We start from the raw sequence: 16,432 nt of genomic DNA on the forward strand, positions 1-16,432 counted from the left end.
AGCAGGAATTACGACTGCTTCGCAGCCGGACGCAGGCTTCGCCAGCTGCTACAAAGTTGCCGGCGCACCCCCAAAACAATCATCCCCTGTAGCAGCTGCCGAGCAGCGCGAGGCCGCATATGGGGTGTTTCAGGCAAACCGCGTCAGCAGGAATTACGACTGCTTCGCAGCCGGACGCAGGCTTCGCCAGCTGCTACAAAGTTGCCGGCGCACCCCCAAAACAATCATCCCCTGTAGCAGCTGCCGAGCAGCGCGAGGCTGCGTATGCGGTGTTTCAGGCAAACCGCGCCAGCAGGAATTACGACTGCTTCGCAGCCGGACGCAGGCTTCGCCAGCTGCTACAAAAATTGTAGTGTTCGCGAATCGGTAGCTGCTACCGAAGGCTGCGTCCGACAGCGAGGCAGTCGTCAAACACTTACAACCAACACGCATCCCAAAGCGGATAATCATGAACGCGCGTCACCAGTCCTGCTCGGATCGGGTTGGCCACGACATATCGAGCAAGCCACTTCACATCCTCCTCCCGCCGGACCGCACGATCGTGATATCCCTTCTGCCACAGTCGCCCCCGCCGCCCTAACGCCTGATTGACGGCAAGACTGCTTCGGCACTTTATTCGGCACATTAGCTCAGCCAAGGTTTTATCACGCAACTGCACCAGACAATGCAGATGATCCGGCATCACCACCCACGTCAAAAAATCGGCCCAGCCATCCTCTTGTACCATTCGAAATTCCTGGACAACCAACCTCCCCAAATGCCAATCAGCAAAAAACGGCTGCCGCTGGTGGACGACAACCGTTAATAAATAGATCCGCCCAGGTTCAGAAAAACGACCAATGCGCAGGTGACCTGCTTTTGAATTGACTGGCACTCCATTGCCTCCTTATCCATCGAAAAGAGACCTGGAATTTACAGCGTTGCCCGTCAGCCCGCGTGGCACCAATGACCACAAAATATAAAAGCCATAACGCGATCTGTAGCAGCTGCCGAGCAGCGCGAGGCTGCGTTCGGCTGCGCAGCAGTCGCAAAATCAATACATGCGGTGTATCAGTCAAACCGCGCATGCAGGAATTACGACTGCTTCGCAGCCGGACGCAGGCTTCGCCCGCTGCTACAAAGAGTGCGTCGCCACATCAGGTCTGTTTGCCAGTAAACTCTCCCCCCTTTAGCCGCCATCATTTCCCCCGCGGCCATCACCTTATTTCCTACGGAGTTCACCTTGCGTCTGTTCCACACCTCCGACTGGCACCTCGGGCAGAATCTGCACGGCCAGGAACGCGATTTCGAGCATGCCTGTTTTCTTGAATGGCTGTTGCGCCAGCTGAAGCTGGACCAGCCCGATGTGCTGTTGATCGCTGGCGATATCTTCGACACCGTCAACCCGCCGGTCAAAGCCCAGGAACGCCTCTACGATTTCATCGTCAGCGCCCACGAGCAGCAGCCGTTGCTGACCATCGTGATGATCGCCGGCAATCACGACTCCGGTTCACGGATCGAACTGCCCGCGCCGTTGATGCGGCGCTTGCGCACCCATGCGCTCGGTCGGGTGCTGTGGCTCGATGACGGTCAACTGGATGCCGAGCGCCTGTTGCTGCCGTTGCCCGATGCCAGCGGCGAGATTGCCGGCTGGTGTCTGGCGCTACCGTTCCTGCGCCCTGCCGAAGTCACCGGCGCGCAGTTGGGCGACAACTACTTGCGCGGGATTGGCCAGGTTCACGAATGGCTGATCGAAGCGGCCAACGCCAAACGCACACCCGGTCAGGCGTTGATTGCTATCAGCCACGCGCACATGGCCGGCGGTTCGGTGTCAGAAGATTCCGAGCGCAGCCTGATCATCGGCAACGCCGAAGCCCTGCCCGCCAGCCTGTTCGGGCCGAGCATCAGTTATGTCGCCCTCGGCCATTTGCACAAGCCGCAGAAGGTCAATGGCGAAGAGCGCATTCGCTATAGCGGCTCGCCGATTCCGCTGTCGTTCTCCGAGATCGGTTATCAGCATCAGATTCTCGACATCACCCTCGATGGCGAAACCCTGGTCAGCGTCGAACCCAAGCTGATTCCACGGGCAGTCAATTTGCAACGCATCGGCCCGGTGCCGCTGGCAGACATCCTCCTGCAACTGGCTGATCTGCCCAACATCGATTTGCTCGCCGACATCCAGCGTCAGCCGTGGCTGGAAGTCCGGGTCCGCCTCGACGAGCCACAACCTGATTTGCGCCACCAAGTTGAAACCGCCCTGCAAGGTAAAGCCGTGCGTCTGGTGCGCATCGCCGCCGAATACGCCGGCAACGGCAGCCATGAAGGCGTCGATGACGGCACTACGCTGGTCGAGCTGGACCAGCTCACGCCTCAGGAATTGTTCAGCCGCGCCTGGCAAGACAACTACGGAAGCGAAGTCGATGAGCAAACGCTGAAGGACTTTGCCGAGTTGCTACAGGACGTGCTGATGGAGAGCGAACAGCCATGAAGATCCTCGCGATCCGCCTGAAAAACCTTGCCTCCCTGGCCGGGCCGTTTGAAATCGATTTCACCGCTGAACCGTTAGCCAGTGCTGGTCTATTCGCGATCACCGGGCCGACCGGCGCCGGTAAAAGCACCTTGCTCGATGCCTTGTGCCTGGCCCTGTTTGGCGCCGTGCCCCGTCTGAGCAATGCCCAAGTGTCCGCCAAAGCGCCGGACGCCGATGGCGAAATCAGCACCGGCGACCCCCGAACGTTGCTGCGTCGCGGCACCGGCGAAGGCTACGCCGAAGTGGATTTCGTCGGCATCGATGGGCGTCGCTATCGTGCGCGCTGGGAAGCCAACCGCGCCCGGGAAAAGGCAGGCGGCAAGCTGCAAGCCAGTCGCCAGAGCTTGCGCGACATCGATCAGGATCAGCTGCTGGCCAGCCAGAAAGTCGAGTTCAAAACCCAGCTCGAATCCGTACTGGGCCTGAACTTCGAGCAGTTCACCCGCGCCGTGCTGCTCGCCCAGAGCGAATTCAGTGCCTTCCTCAAGGCGAACGACAACGAACGCAGCGAGCTGCTGGAAAAACTCACCGACACCGCGCTGTACACCCGCCTCGGGCGCCGCGCGTTCGACAAGACCAAAGAGGCGCGCGAAGCGCACAAGCTGTTGCAGGACCAGGCCACCGGTGTGACGCCGCTGGCACCCGAAGCCCGCGCCGAACTGGATCAGCGCTTCAATGAGTCGCAGCAGCAACTCAAGACACAGCAGGCGCAGTTCAAGCAGCTTGAGTTGCAGCACACCTGGCTCAAAGACCTGCGCCAGTTGCAGGACGAACAGCTGAGCGCCACTGAACAACTGACCGGCGCGCAACAGCATTGGGACAGTCAGGTCGGTGAACGCCTGAAGCTGACGCGCCTGGAGCAGTTGGCCCCGCAACGGCACCAGTTCGCCCGCAAAACCGAACTCACCGCCCAGCTCACACCTCTGGCCGCGCAGATTCAGCTGCACACACAACAGCAACAGGAACTCAGCGAGCGCCAGACTCAACTCGAACACAGCCTGAGCAGCGCCCACACCGCGTTGACCGAAGCGCAAAACCAGCATACCCACAGCGCGCCGTTGCTGCGCCAAGCCTTTGAAGCACAAAGCACCCTCGCCCGTCTGGTCAAGGACACGAGCGTCAGTGCCGATCTCAAGCAGCAAGCCGAATTGGCCTGCACTCAGGGTCAGAGCACGATTCAAGGTTTGCTTGATCAGCAAAAAATGGTTGCCCAACGCCTGCAACGCATCGCCGGGGAGCTTGAACACAGCACACCTTTGGCACCACTGAGCGAGGCATGGACCGCCTATCGCGATCGCCTGCAACAGCTGATGTTGATCGGCAATCGCTTGAACAAGGGCCAGACCGAACTGGCGGCCCTGGAGCAAAGCGCAACAGGCGCAGCCGAAGAATTGGCAGCACAAAAGCAACAGCTGGAAGTGCTCTACAAAGAGGCTGGTGCTGAACCCGAAGCCGTGGCTGAACAAATCCAGTTGCTCGGCAATCTGTTGCAGGACAACCGCAAACAACTGCGAGCCTTTGAAGAGCTGACGCGACTGTGGGCCAGTCATCAGGAGCTGGACACCCGCGCCGCCGAGCTTCAACAGCGCTATCAGGCGGCGTTGCAAGAGCGTGACCGCCTGATCCGCGAAGGCAGCGAAGCCAAAGCCGAACTGACCCTTGCCGAGCAGACACTCACCGTCACTCGCGAACTCCTGGAGCGTCAGCGACTTGCTCGCAGTGAAACAGTCGAACACCTGCGCGAACTATTGCAGAACGACCAACCCTGCCCGGTATGTGGCAGCGCCGAGCACCCATATCATCAGCCAGAAGCGCTGTTGCAAAGCTTGGGTCGCCACGATGAAAGCGAGCAAGCCAATGCCAAGAAAGCAGTCGACGCCCTCAATGAAAAAGTCATCGAACTGCGAGCTCAATACAGTGGAGTCATCTCTCGACTCAATGAGCTGAAACAGCAGCAGGAACACCTTTCGACGCAGCAGCAGAGCTTGGCGCCAAGCCTTGAGGCACACCCGCTATGGGCGCAGTTACTGGTCCAGGATGTCACTAAACGCGATGCCTGGCTGGCACAGCAGAGCAGCCAGTTGAACCAAAGCATCACTCAAGACGAACAGCGGCAAACCGCCCTGCTCACCTTGCAGCAGGACGCCGCGCGCCTTCAGCAACAATTGCGCAATGCCGAAACCGCGAGCCAGCAAGCAGCGCAGCACTTGAGCAATCAACAACGTGAATTAAGCAGCGATCGCCAGCGTCTGGATCAAGAACTGAGCGCTTTCAGCACCCTGCTCCCGAGCGACACGCTGGAAGCTTTGCGCAATGAGCCGGCCGCGACGTTCATGCAGCTCGACCAGCAGATTGCCCAGCGTCTGGAGCAACTCGACCAGCAACGCGATGAACTCAGCGAACAGCTGCAACGTCAGCAGGCGCTGGAGAAAGAACAGGACCGCCAACAGACCCGCGTTCAGCAATTGGAAGCCGCCCGACAGCAGTTCGATGCCCTCGCCGTGCAACAGCAGGCCTGTCAGCAAACCCTCGCTCAATTGTTGGGCGAGCACACCAGTGCCGAGCAGTGGCAGCAGCAACTCGATCACGCCATCGAACAGGCACGCACGACAGAATCGACGGCCAATCAGGAACTGCAAACCGTACGCACGCGCTTGGTGCAATTGGCGGCCGAACTCAAGGCCCGGCAGGAACGCTCGCAGGCACTGGAAACCGAGGACCGAGAGTTGAGCAGCAAGATCGCCGATTGGCGCGCGCAGCATCCGGAGCTGGATGACGGTGGTCTGGACGCATTGCTGAGCATCGACGATCAACAGCTCGGCGAACTGCGCCAGCAATTGCAACTCAGCGAAAAAGCCATCGAACAGGCCAAGGTCTTGGTGCAGGAGCGGGACAAGCGCCTGCTCAGCCACCAGGCGCAGCACAACGGCCATCTCGATGCCGAGCAACTGGCCACCGCGTTGACCGAACTGCAAAGCCTGTTTACCGTCAGCGAACACCGTTGTGCCGAGCTTCGCGCCGAACAGGCCGAGGATCAGCGCCGGCAAAACGCTAATCAGGCACTGGCGCAACAGATTGCCGACGCCTACACCGAGTACCAACGCTGGGCGCGTTTGAATGCCCTGATCGGTTCGGCCACCGGCGACACCTTCCGCAAGATCGCCCAGGCCTACAACCTCGACCTGTTGGTGCACCACGCCAACGTGCAGTTGCGGCAACTGGTGCGCCGCTATCGTCTGAAACGTGGCGGCAGCATGCTGGGGTTATTGGTGATGGACACCGAGATGGGTGATGAGCTGCGTTCGGTGCACTCGTTGTCGGGCGGCGAAACGTTCCTGGTGTCACTGGCGCTGGCCCTGGGCCTGGCATCAATGGCGTCGAGCACGCTGAAAATCGAATCGCTGTTCATCGACGAAGGCTTCGGCAGCCTCGATCCGGAATCCCTGCAACTGGCCATGGACGCGCTGGACGGCCTGCAAGCTCAGGGCCGCAAAGTCGCGGTAATTTCCCACGTGCAGGAAATGCATGAACGGATTCCGGTGCAGATTCAGGTTCGTCGTCAGGGCAATGGCCTGAGTACCTTGGAGGTGAAATGAATACGTTGTATTCCTTCCGCCGCTGCCCGTACGCCATGCGTGCGCGGATGGCGCTGCGTTACTCCGATGTGCCGGTAAACATCGTCGAAGTCAGCCTAAAGGCGAAACCCGCAGAGATGCTGGCGTTGTCCAGCAAAGGCACGGTGCCGGTGCTGAGTGCTGATGACCGGGTGATTGATGAAAGTCTGGCAATCATGCAGTGGGCATTGGCGCAAAATGACCCGCAGGACTGGCTGCTCAAGGATGATCCCGCCGGACAAGCGCACATCGCGGCCCTGATCGAGTCGAACGATCTGACCTTCAAAGTGCACCTGAATCGCTACAAATACGCCGAACGTTATCCAGAGCAGCCGATGGAGGTTTATCGGGCCGAAGGTGCGGTGTTTCTGCGTCAGCTTGATGAGTTACTGGAGGGGCGCGACTACTTGTTAGCGGAACATCCAAGCCTGGCGGATGTAGCGTTGATGCCGTTTGTACGGCAGTTTGCGCATGTCGATCGCGAGTGGTTCGCGCAGACGCCTTATGTGCGGTTGCAGGGCTGGTTGCAGCGGTTTCTGGAGTCGGACCTGTTTACTGGCGTCATGCAAAAGTAGGCATACCCCCGATCCCTGTAGCAGCTGGCGAAGCCTGCGTTCGGCTGCGCAGCAGCCGTAAAATCAGCGCATGCGGTATATCAGACAAATCGGGTAAGCAGGATTTACGACTGCTTCGCAACCGAACGCAGGCTTCGCCAGCTGCTACAGGTGCGTGTGATTCAGGCAAACACTTCACACATCTGCAACACCGAGCAATCCACCTGGAACGGCCCGAAGAAATCATGCAGGCGCTTAATAGGCGGATTTCCCGCCAGCAACCCGAGCGCCCTCTGCGTTTCAATATTCCGTGCGAGGCTGTGATTGGCTTCGATGGCGCGAGCCACGGAGCCCGCCGAGCCCTGCCCGATGCCCAGCAACGAAGAGCCGTTGGTGATGAACGCCAGGAAGGCAACTACCCAAAGTCTGCGCCCTTTCATACCCCGACCACTCCCACCAGTTCTGCATGCTCGCCCACGGCGTTTTGGGCGCGGTGTTCGAACTGAATGGCGGGATAAGCGACTTGAATCGGTGAATCTACGGTGCGCTGCGATTGAGCCGAAAGGCTGACGAGCAGCACCAGGATCACGTATAGACCGATGGCCAGATAGGCGCCGTGTTTGGCAAAAGTGAGGATTGAGCTGGCCATGGTGTTCTCCGTGGGCATGTTTCGATGCCCACAGAATCAATCAAAAAAGCTGGGGTAACCACTCAGGGTTATCCATAGTGACCATCAGCTTCGTTGATCATCAAGCCAGTCTATTTCAGTCTTCGATAAAACTCATCATGCGCTCGCGGGCAGCCTCCGGCTCGTCTGGAACGGGCTGGACATCCGAAAGTATGGGGGTGGAATACAGAAAAAGAAGCACCACTGCCACGCGTATCGCCATGTTGTCGATCCTTGTTATTAGAGTTGGAATCAAAAACCGAGCGCCAAATCTAAACGCGGGACCAGGTGATATCAAGGTGTACAGGGATGGCAATGTAATGCTGTCGTAAACGCGTTATGCAGGAGCGACATCACTCAGGTTTCTCGAAGCTTTTCAGCTTGATCGACGCAAGTGACTTCGCTCCTGCATAAAAGGTGCAGGGTATGAAGGTCAGGCTTGGGTTTTGTGATCCAGGGCGGCGTAGAACTTGGCGCTCTGTTGCAGGTATTTCTGGGTGTAGCTCTGGGCGTGGGATTTTTTGTCGCTGATTTCGACGTTGGCACTGGCTGGCAGAGCAACGGAGGCGGAGATGGCAGAAGCAGCGATGACAGAGAAGAGGTTGAAGTTCATGGCGGTATTCCTCGCATTCAGTTGGCTTGCTTGCCCGGTGGGGCCGTGAAGCAAACTTAACCTTCGACTGTTCGCGCCTGAAATCCTTTGTAGCACTAGCAAATATCAGCGTCATTAATACAAGGATGCAGGCCCCATCAACCGGGGCCTGCGGCCTATTGACGCAGCAGAAACTTGAGATCGCTCGGCGCGTCCATCGGCACTTTCTGCACGGTTTTACCCAACAGACCGGTCTTGGCATCGCGTTCGACGACGACAATCTGGTTGCTCTTCTGATTGGCAATCAGCACGAACTTGCCACTGGGATCGAGGCTGAACTCGCGCGGATGGTCGCCTTCCACGGAACGTCGTTGCAGTTCCTTGAGGTGACCGGTCACAGGGTCAATGGCAAACACCAGCAATTGATTGGCGGTACCACGGTTGCTGACGTAGAGGAACTTGCCATCCGCCGAGGCATGCAGTGCTGCCGCCGCTTTATCGGGCGTGGGCTGGCCCGCCGCCAGGTCGACCATTTGCGTTTGTTCAAGTGTGCCATCCTTGTAATCAAACACGGCCACCTGCGCGCTCATTTCCATGGTCAGCCAGGCATGTTTGCCGTCGGCGCTGAACAGCAAATGACGCGGCCCGCTGCCTGGCGGCAACTGCACGGACGCCGGTGTGGCGGGCGTCAACGGCAGGTCCGGATTGGCCTTGGGGTCGAAGCGGTAGACAAAGACCTTGTCTGCCCCCAAATCATTGGAGAACACGTAGCGGCCGTCTGGCGAAGAAACCGTCGAGTGCACGTGCGCCGACATCTGCCGCTCAGGATTGACCCGACTCGCTGGATGACTGCTCATCTGCACCACGGTTTTGAGTGTGCCGTCAGCGCCGACCGGCAACACCGCAAGGGTGCCACCCGGATCTTCAGCCACCGAATAGTTGCTGACGAACAGATGACGGCCGTCGCCGCTGAGGCTCGAATGCGTTGGTTCGTTGCCCAGGCTCTGGACCTGATTGATCGGGCTCAGCTCCTGGGCCTTGGAATCAATTGCATAACTGCTGACGCGCCCGACCGGATCTTTCTGCCCGGGGCCGTTTTCATTTACTACGAACAGGTAACGCTGATCCTTGGACACAGTCAGCCAGGACGGGTTTTCGCTTTGGACCACTTGCAGTGGCTTGGCGTCAATCTGCCCGGTGGAACTGTCGAAATTCAGGCGATAAATCCCCTGACTCTGACCCGCCGTGTAAGAACCCACGAGCAACTGATACTCGTCGGCGGAAGCCGCTTGCATACCCATGGCTCCGACACTGATGGCGATCAACAGCGGCCAGGGATTATGCATTCTCAGGCACATCGTCCTCGTCGTCATGACCACCGATTGCGGTCAGGCACACCAGACGATGTTCGCCGGAATCACCAGTGATCAACCAACTTTGCAGGGTTGGATCGAAGGTGGCTGCCTGAACCTGCGCCGGGGTGAACTCCCAGTGCTTCGCCGCTCGCCCATCCATGCACTCGATGTGCAGGTTGTCGACTTCATCGAGGGAGAATTCGAACGCGTGCAACCCGTCGATTTCCACCATGTCGCAGTGTTCGAGGGTGTTGAGCAAGGTATCGGCTATGTCAGTCATGGCGATCAATCTTTGAAGGGGAAAGATGCCATGATAACTCAATGTGCGGGCGGCCAATGCTGACCATCCCACACACAACACCGAGCCCATGTAGGAGTGAGCCTGCTCGCGATAGCGGACTAATAGCCAACATTGATGTTGAATTTTAGATCGCCATCGCGAGCAGGCTCACTCCTACAGGGTCTGTGTTTAACCGTTAGAGGGCTTCTCGGGATGGCTGTCCATCCACCAAGCGCTGGATGCGCAGCGGATTGCCATTCTTCAATGCGTCCGGCAGAAGATTGTCCGGGTAGTTCTGGAAGCACACCGGGCGCAGGAAACGGTCTATCGCCAAGGTGCCCACGGACGTACCGCGCGCATCGGAGGTCGCCGGGTACGGCCCACCGTGGACCATCGAATCGCAGACTTCCACGCCTGTCGGATAACCATTGAGCAGAATCCGCCCGACCTTTTGCTCCAGCAAAGCCGTCAATTCTCCGAACTGTTCGAAGTCCGCCGGATCGCCAATGATCGTCGCCGTCAGCTGGCCATGCAGGCCGTTCAACGCCGCCGTGAGTTGCGCCTGATCAGCCACTTCCACCACCACAGTGGTCGGGCCGAACACTTCTTCCTGCAAGACTTCATCGCCGTTGAGCAACAGGCTGACGTCGGCCTTGAACAACTGTGGTTGAGCCTGATTACCCTGTTGCGCGTTACCGGCCAGGTGCGTGATGCCGGCATGCGCGAGGAGTTTTTCCAGGCCTTTGCCATAGCTGCTCAAGGTCCCGGCGTTGAGCATGGTTTGCGCCGGCTGATCGTTGATCAACCCGGCAACCTGCTGCACAAACGCGCTGAACTGCGCTGAACGAATCCCGATCACCAGCCCGGGATTGGTGCAGAACTGGCCACAGCCCTGGACCACCGAGGCGGTCAGGTCGCGGGCGACCGTTTCAGCTCGGTTCTGCAACGCATGCGGCAACACGATCACCGGGTTGATGCTCGACATTTCGGCGAACACCGGGATCGGCTGTGCCCGTGCTGCGGCCATGTCGCACAAGGCGCGACCGCCCTTCAGCGAACCGGTAAAACCAACAGCCAGAATCGCCGGGTGCTTGACCAGCGCTTCGCCGACCCCGCCACCGTAAATCATGTTGAACACACCGGCCGGCATGCCGGTGTTTTCCGCGGCCCGCAGGATCGCGTCAGCCACCCATTCGGCCGTGGCCATGTGACCACCGTGAGCCTTGAATACCACCGGGCAACCGGCCGCCAGGGCTGAGGCGGTGTCGCCGCCGGCCGTTGAAAACGCCAGGGGAAAGTTGCTGGCACCAAACACGGCCACCGGGCCGAGGCCGATGCGATATTGGCGCAAGTCCGGACGCGGCAGTGGCGTGCGTTCCGGTAACGCCCGATCAATGCGCGCACCATAGAAGTCACCGCGACGCAGCACTTTGGCAAACAGGCGCATCTGACCGCTGGTGCGGCCGCGCTCGCCTTGAATGCGCCCGGCGGGCAGTGCGGTTTCGCGGCAGACCACGGCAACGAACTCGTCACCCAACGCGTCCAGCTCATCAGCAATGGCATCGAGAAACTGTGCACGGCGTTCCGCACTCAAACTGCGATAGACCGGGTAAGCGGCAGCGGCAGCCTTGGCAGCGGCGTCGACTTCTTGCGGGGTTGCCTGGAAGAAATCGTGCGGCAACGCTTCGCCGGTGCTGGCGTCAACGCTCTGCAGTTTGAGCGAGCCGGCCGCGCTGCGCTGGCCACCGATGTAGTTGTGTCCAAGAATCTGAGTCATGCATGTCTCCTTATAGGGTGCCGACGGTGCCAGGTACGAACGCCGCTTCAGCTGGCGCAATGCCGTTGATCAACGGTGCGCCGAACTCGGCCTGGCTGATCTCGAAAATATCACCCGGTTGGGTGCGCACGCCATCGGCGAATGACAAGGTCGCGGTGCCGAAGAAATGAATGTGCACATCTCCCGGGCGCAGGAACTGGCTGTACTTGAAGTGGTGGTACTCAAGGTTTTCCAGGCTGTGGCACATGTTGGCCTCGCCGCTGAGAAATTCGTTCTGCCACAGCACTTCACCATCGCGCAGGATACGGCTGGTGCCAGCCAGGTGTTGTGGCAATTCGCCGACCCGAAGTTCCGGGCCGTAGCTGCAACTGCGCAATTTGGAGTGGGCCAGGTACAGGTAGTTTTTACGCTCCATGACGTGATCGGAGAACTCGTTGCCGACTGCATAACCGAGGCGATATGGCTTGCGATCATGGCCAATGACGTAGAGGCCGCTGAGCTCGGGTTCTTCGCCGGCGTCTTCGGCGAATGGCGGCAGCGGGAACGGCTTGCCCGGTCGAACGACGATGCTGCCGTCGCCCTTGTAGAACCATTCCGGTTGTACGCCGGCCTGCCCTGCTTCCGGTTTGCCGCCCTCCACTCCCCATTTGAAAATGCGCATGGTGTCGGTCATTGCCGCTTCGTCACCGGCGTGTTGATGCATCTTGTCCCGGGCCGAGGCACTGCCCAAGTGGGTGAGGCCGGTGCCGCTGACCAGCATGTGCGCCGGGTCCGGGTGATCCAGCGGCGGCAGGATGCACAACGTGGCCAGCAGTTCGGCATAGTCGTGGCTGATGCCCAGGCCCAGGGCTTTCACCTGCTGCTGCAGATTCGTGCCCGCCTCGATTGCTGCCAATGCCAGGTCACGAACGGTGTGTGCGCCCTGCACTTCACGGACCAGATCGTCCTCGACAACGCCCACGCGGCGCTCGCCGTTACTCAATTCGAATTGAACCAAACGCATGATTTTCTCCTGTAAACCCAATTCTTCAATACACCGCCGAACTAATGTGGGTGTTGTCCTTAAGTGCGGGTGGCGCCACGCGCGCTGGCCGCAAAATGATCCGCCGGCAGCACATGCTTGCGCTCCAGCAACCGATAGACCACGCCCGTCAACACCAGCCCGAACACCATCACGCCGGACAAGAAATACAGCCCCGACGCAAGATTTCCGGTGTATTCCTTCAGCGCACCAATCACGAACGGACCGATGTAACCGCCGAGGTTGCCCACCGAGTTGATCAACGCGATGCCAGCCGCCGCACTGGCCCCGGCAAAGAACCGGCCCGGCAAGGTCCAGAACACCGCAGTGCAGGAAAACAGTGCAAACGCCACCAGGCAAAGGGCTGCCAGTTGCAACACCGGCACCGTCAGCCAGGCGCTGAGGAACAAACCAATGGCACCCAGCACATACAGCACGGCGAGGTGACCGTAGCGGTCATTCAAGCGGTCGGAACTGCGCGGAATAATCAGCAAGCCGACGATCCCGAAGATGTACGGCACCGCCGAGACGAAACCGGTGACCAGGTCGGTGCCGCCGAACTGTTTGATCAGCGTCGGCAACCACAGACCCAAACCATAAATGCTCAACGTCACCGGCAGGTAAAACAGCGCCAGCAGCAACACACGCTTGTCTTTGAGCGCATGCAACGGATTGCCGTGACGGGTCTGGCCGTATTGCGCAAGGTCCTTTTTCAGTTCGCCGGACAGCCAGTCCTTTTCAGCCTGGTCCATCCATTTCACCTGTTGCGGGCCGTCAGGCAGGTAACGCAACACCGGCCAGGTCAGCAGGATCGCTGGCGTACCGATGACGATAAACAGCCACTGCCAGCCGTGCAGACCGAGGGTGCCGTCCATGCCGAGCAAGCCGCCGGACACCGGGCCGGTGATCATCATTGCGATAGGTTGGGAGAGGATGAACAGCCCGAGGATCTTGCCGCGATGGCGAATCGGGAACCACTGGGTGATGTAGTACAGAACGCCCGGGAAGAACCCGGCTTCCGCCGCACCCAGCAGAAAGCGCATCACGTAGAAGCTTTGTGGCCCCTGAACGAAGGCCATGCCGATGGTGATGGCGCCCCAGGTGACCATGATCCGCGCAAACCAGCGGCGCGCGCCGAAACGGTCGAGCATCAGGTTGCTGGGGATTTCAAACAGGAAGTAACCAATGAAAAACAGCCCGGCACCCAAGCCATAAGCRGCGTCTCCGAGGCCAATGTCGGCACCCATGTGCAACTTGGCGAAGCCTACGGCGGAGCGATCCACATAGGCGATCAGGTACAGCAGGATCAGGAAGGGAATCAGTTTCAGCGTGATACGACGAATAAGCCGCAGTTCCTGGCTCATGAGATCGGTCTCCGATTGTTGTTGTTATAGAACCTCGGGGGCCGCCTCTCGCCAAAAATCGCCAGGGCCATCCCTCCGTTGAAATCGACTATATAGTAATACTATTTATCCAACAACACTTCCAAACAGCCTGATTTGCGCTTATGTTAGGCCGCAGATTTACCAGAATAGTCATACAATAAGAGAATCGATCATGTCTGATAAGAAACCCACCCTGCGCTCCGCCCAATGGTTTGGCACCGCCGACAAGAACGGCTTCATGTACCGCAGCTGGATGAAGAATCAGGGCATCGCCGACCACCAGTTCCATGGCAAGCCAATCATCGGCATCTGCAACACCTGGTCGGAACTGACCCCGTGCAACGCGCACTTCCGCCAGATCGCGGAGCACGTCAAACGCGGGGTGATCGAGGCCGGTGGCTGGCCGGTTGAATTCCCGGTGTTCTCCAATGGCGAATCCAACTTGCGCCCTACCGCCATGTTCACCCGCAACCTGACGAGCATGGACGTCGAAGAAGCCATTCGCGGCAACCCGATTGATGGCGTGGTGTTGCTGACCGGTTGCGACAAAACCACCCCGGCTCTGTTGATGGGCGCGGCCAGTTGCGACGTCCCGGCCATCGTCGTCACCGGCGGGCCGATGCTCAACGGCAAGCACAAAGGTCAGGACATCGGTTCTGGTACGGTGGTTTGGCAGCTCAGCGAACAGGTCAAGGCTGGCACCATTACCATTGATGACTTCCTCGCGGCCGAGGGCGGCATGTCCCGCTCGGCCGGCACCTGCAACACCATGGGCACCGCGTCGACCATGGCCTGCATGGCTGAAGCGCTCGGCACTTCCCTGCCCCACAACGCGGCGATTCCAGCGGTGGATGCGCGGCGTTATGTGTTGGCGCACATGTCCGGCATGCGCGCGGTGGAGATGGTTCGCGAAGACTTGAAACTGTCGAAAATCCTCACTAAAGAAGCCTTCGAAAACGCTATCCGCGTCAACGCGGCCATTGGCGGTTCGACCAATGCCGTGATCCACTTGAAAGCCATCGCCGGGCGTATCGGTGTGGACCTGGAGCTGGACGACTGGACCCGCATCGGCCGTGGCATGCCGACCATCGTCGACCTGCAACCGTCCGGACGCTTCCTGATGGAAGAGTTCTACTATGCCGGTGGTTTGCCCGCCGTGCTGCGCCGCCTCGGTGAAGCCAACCTGATCCCGCACCCGAATGCCTTGACCGTCAACGGCAAGACCCTCGGCGAGAACACCAAAGACGCGCCGATTTATGGTCAGGACGAAGTGATCCGCACCCTCGACAACCCGATTCGCGCCGACGGCGGCATCTGCGTATTGCGCGGCAATCTGGCGCCACTCGGCGCGGTGCTCAAACCCTCCGCGGCCACGGCTGAACTGATGCAGCATCGCGGCCGGGCCGTGGTGTTCGAGAACTTCGACATGTACAAGGCACGGATCAACGATCCGGAGCTGGACGTCGACGCCAATTCGATCCTGGTGATGAAGAACTGCGGTCCGAAGGGTTATCCGGGCATGGCCGAAGTCGGCAACATGGGTTTGCCGGCCAAGCTGCTGGCGCAAGGCGTGACCGATATGGTGCGCATCTCTGACGCGCGCATGAGCGGCACCGCTTATGGCACCGTGGTTTTGCACGTCGCGCCGGAAGCGGCAGCGGGCGGACCGTTGGCGGCTGTGAAAGAAGGTGACTGGATTGAACTGGACTGCGCCAACGGACGCTTGCACCTGGACATTCCCGATGCTGAGCTGGCGGCGCGCATGGCTGATTTGCAGCCACCCCAGAAAATGATCCTGGGCGGATATCGTCAGCTGTACATCGACCATGTGCTGCAAGCGGATCAGGGCTGCGATTTCGACTTCCTGGTCGGCTGCCGCGGCGCAGAAGTCCCGCGCCRCTCCCACTGATYACCACCGTCAAAATGTGGGAGCGGGCTTGCTCGCGAAGGCGGCGTGACAGTCAACATCTGTGCTGAATGTTAAACCGCCTTCGCGAGCAAGCCCGCTCCCACATTTGCTTTGCACCTGCCTCAAGATCCCGTCGCGCCTGCTATCATGCGCAACACCCCCTCGCACAGGACCGCGCCGTTCCCCATGGATTACCGCAAACCGTCCGACCGTAAAAGCATGCACTCGCGCATTGTCCAGGAACTGGGCATGCAGATCGTTTCCGGGCGTTTCAAGCCATGTGACAAACTGCCCGCCGAAGCCCTGTTGTGTGAGGAATACGCGGTCAGCCGTCCGGTGTTGCGCGAAGCCACCCGAGTATTGGTCGCCAAAGGTCTGGTGTATTGCCGTCCGCGCGTTGGCACAGTGGTCAAGCAGCGCAAGGAATGGCACATGCTCGACCCGGACGTTTTGCATTGGTTGATGCAAAGCAGCCCGCAAAATCAGTTTTTCGATTTGCTGACCAGTGTGCGCAGCATCATCGAACCGGCTGCGGCCGCCCTCGCCGCGCAGTTCGCCACGGATGCAGACATCGCATCCATCGGCGAAGCCTACCAGCGCATGGAGGCCGCGCCGACGCCGGAGGCCTTGCTGCAACCTGATCTGGATTTCCACAGCCGGATCGCCGATGCAACCCACAACGACTTGCTGGCCAACCTGTGCAACATGCTGTCGGTGGCAATTGCCGAAGCATTGAAGCACTCCAACCAGCGGCCGAACCTGCATGAAC

Annotated in this window: 15 protein-coding genes; 5 read left to right on the forward strand and 10 right to left on the reverse strand. The window is 59.5% G+C overall.

Annotated elements, in window-relative coordinates; genetic code table 11:
- Positions 1 to 415: 415 nt before the first annotated feature.
- Positions 416 to 874, reverse strand: coding sequence for an REP-associated tyrosine transposase (locus AC1DRJ_RS08875; protein ID WP_477801801.1), 459 nt, complete (start codon positions 872 to 874; stop codon positions 416 to 418).
- A gap of 348 nt (positions 875 to 1,222) precedes the next feature.
- Between AC1DRJ_RS08875 and AC1DRJ_RS08880 the strand changes: the two genes are divergently transcribed.
- Genes AC1DRJ_RS08880 through AC1DRJ_RS08890 form a run of 3 tightly spaced genes read left to right on the forward strand, consistent with a single transcriptional unit; the run spans position 1,223 to position 6,698 of the window.
- Complete coding sequence (locus AC1DRJ_RS08880; protein ID WP_477801802.1) at positions 1,223 to 2,467, forward strand: exonuclease SbcCD subunit D C-terminal domain-containing protein; 1,245 nt, start codon at positions 1,223 to 1,225, stop codon at positions 2,465 to 2,467.
- Positions 2,464 to 6,105: an AAA family ATPase gene (locus tag AC1DRJ_RS08885; RefSeq protein ID WP_477801803.1), complete on the forward strand. Its 3,642-nt coding sequence runs from the start codon at positions 2,464 to 2,466 to the stop codon at positions 6,103 to 6,105. The genes AC1DRJ_RS08880 and AC1DRJ_RS08885 overlap by 4 nt, the downstream gene beginning before the upstream one ends.
- Positions 6,102 to 6,698 carry a glutathione S-transferase gene (locus tag AC1DRJ_RS08890; protein ID WP_477801804.1) on the forward strand — a complete coding sequence of 199 codons (597 nt, stop codon included), beginning with the start codon at positions 6,102 to 6,104 and terminating at the stop codon, positions 6,696 to 6,698. Before AC1DRJ_RS08885 ends, AC1DRJ_RS08890 begins: the two co-directional genes overlap by 4 nt.
- A 161-nt stretch (positions 6,699 to 6,859) precedes the next feature.
- Here the strand turns inward: AC1DRJ_RS08890 and AC1DRJ_RS08895 are convergent, their stop codons facing one another.
- The 9 genes from AC1DRJ_RS08895 to AC1DRJ_RS08935 form a co-directional block, all read right to left on the reverse strand.
- The gene (locus tag AC1DRJ_RS08895) at positions 6,860 to 7,117 is read right to left on the reverse strand and encodes a hypothetical protein (RefSeq protein ID WP_477801805.1); all 258 of its coding nucleotides are present in this window, start codon (positions 7,115 to 7,117) and stop codon (positions 6,860 to 6,862) included.
- The gene (locus AC1DRJ_RS08900; protein WP_477801806.1) at positions 7,114 to 7,326 is read right to left on the reverse strand and encodes a hypothetical protein; all 213 of its coding nucleotides are present in this window, start codon (positions 7,324 to 7,326) and stop codon (positions 7,114 to 7,116) included. Before AC1DRJ_RS08900 ends, AC1DRJ_RS08895 begins: the two co-directional genes overlap by 4 nt.
- Before the next feature lie 115 nt (positions 7,327 to 7,441).
- Positions 7,442 to 7,567 (reverse strand): hypothetical protein, encoded by a 126-nt coding sequence (locus AC1DRJ_RS08905; RefSeq protein WP_477801807.1) that lies wholly within the window; start codon positions 7,565 to 7,567, stop codon positions 7,442 to 7,444.
- 210 nt (positions 7,568 to 7,777) lie between these two features.
- Positions 7,778 to 7,957, reverse strand: a complete 180-nt coding sequence (locus tag AC1DRJ_RS08910) for a hypothetical protein (RefSeq protein ID WP_007944614.1) — start codon at positions 7,955 to 7,957, stop codon at positions 7,778 to 7,780.
- Between the two features lie 155 nt (positions 7,958 to 8,112).
- The gene (locus AC1DRJ_RS08915) at positions 8,113 to 9,282 is read right to left on the reverse strand and encodes a lactonase family protein (protein WP_477801808.1); all 1,170 of its coding nucleotides are present in this window, start codon (positions 9,280 to 9,282) and stop codon (positions 8,113 to 8,115) included.
- Positions 9,275 to 9,571: a DUF5629 family protein gene (locus tag AC1DRJ_RS08920; RefSeq protein WP_477801809.1), complete on the reverse strand. Its 297-nt coding sequence runs from the start codon at positions 9,569 to 9,571 to the stop codon at positions 9,275 to 9,277. The genes AC1DRJ_RS08915 and AC1DRJ_RS08920 overlap by 8 nt, the downstream gene beginning before the upstream one ends.
- A 196-nt stretch (positions 9,572 to 9,767) precedes the next feature.
- Positions 9,768 to 11,348: an aldehyde dehydrogenase (NADP(+)) gene (locus AC1DRJ_RS08925; protein WP_477801810.1), complete on the reverse strand. Its 1,581-nt coding sequence runs from the start codon at positions 11,346 to 11,348 to the stop codon at positions 9,768 to 9,770.
- Between the two features lie 10 nt (positions 11,349 to 11,358).
- Positions 11,359 to 12,351 (reverse strand): AraD1 family protein, encoded by a 993-nt coding sequence (gene araD1 / locus AC1DRJ_RS08930; protein WP_477801811.1) that lies wholly within the window; start codon positions 12,349 to 12,351, stop codon positions 11,359 to 11,361.
- A gap of 59 nt (positions 12,352 to 12,410) precedes the next feature.
- Positions 12,411 to 13,733 carry an MFS transporter gene (locus AC1DRJ_RS08935; RefSeq protein ID WP_477801812.1) on the reverse strand — a complete coding sequence of 441 codons (1,323 nt, stop codon included), beginning with the start codon at positions 13,731 to 13,733 and terminating at the stop codon, positions 12,411 to 12,413.
- Between the two features lie 193 nt (positions 13,734 to 13,926).
- Here AC1DRJ_RS08935 and AC1DRJ_RS08940 point away from each other — a divergent pair, with 193 nt between their 5' ends.
- On the forward strand, positions 13,927 to 15,663 hold the full coding sequence (locus tag AC1DRJ_RS08940) for an IlvD/Edd family dehydratase (RefSeq protein WP_477801813.1): 1,737 nt from the start codon (positions 13,927 to 13,929) through the stop codon (positions 15,661 to 15,663).
- 186 nt (positions 15,664 to 15,849) lie between these two features.
- A partial coding sequence (locus AC1DRJ_RS08945; RefSeq protein WP_477801814.1) for a FadR/GntR family transcriptional regulator occupies positions 15,850 to 16,432 on the forward strand: 583 nt, incomplete at its 3' end.

This window comes from Pseudomonas sp. P5_B2 (assembly GCF_056400445.1).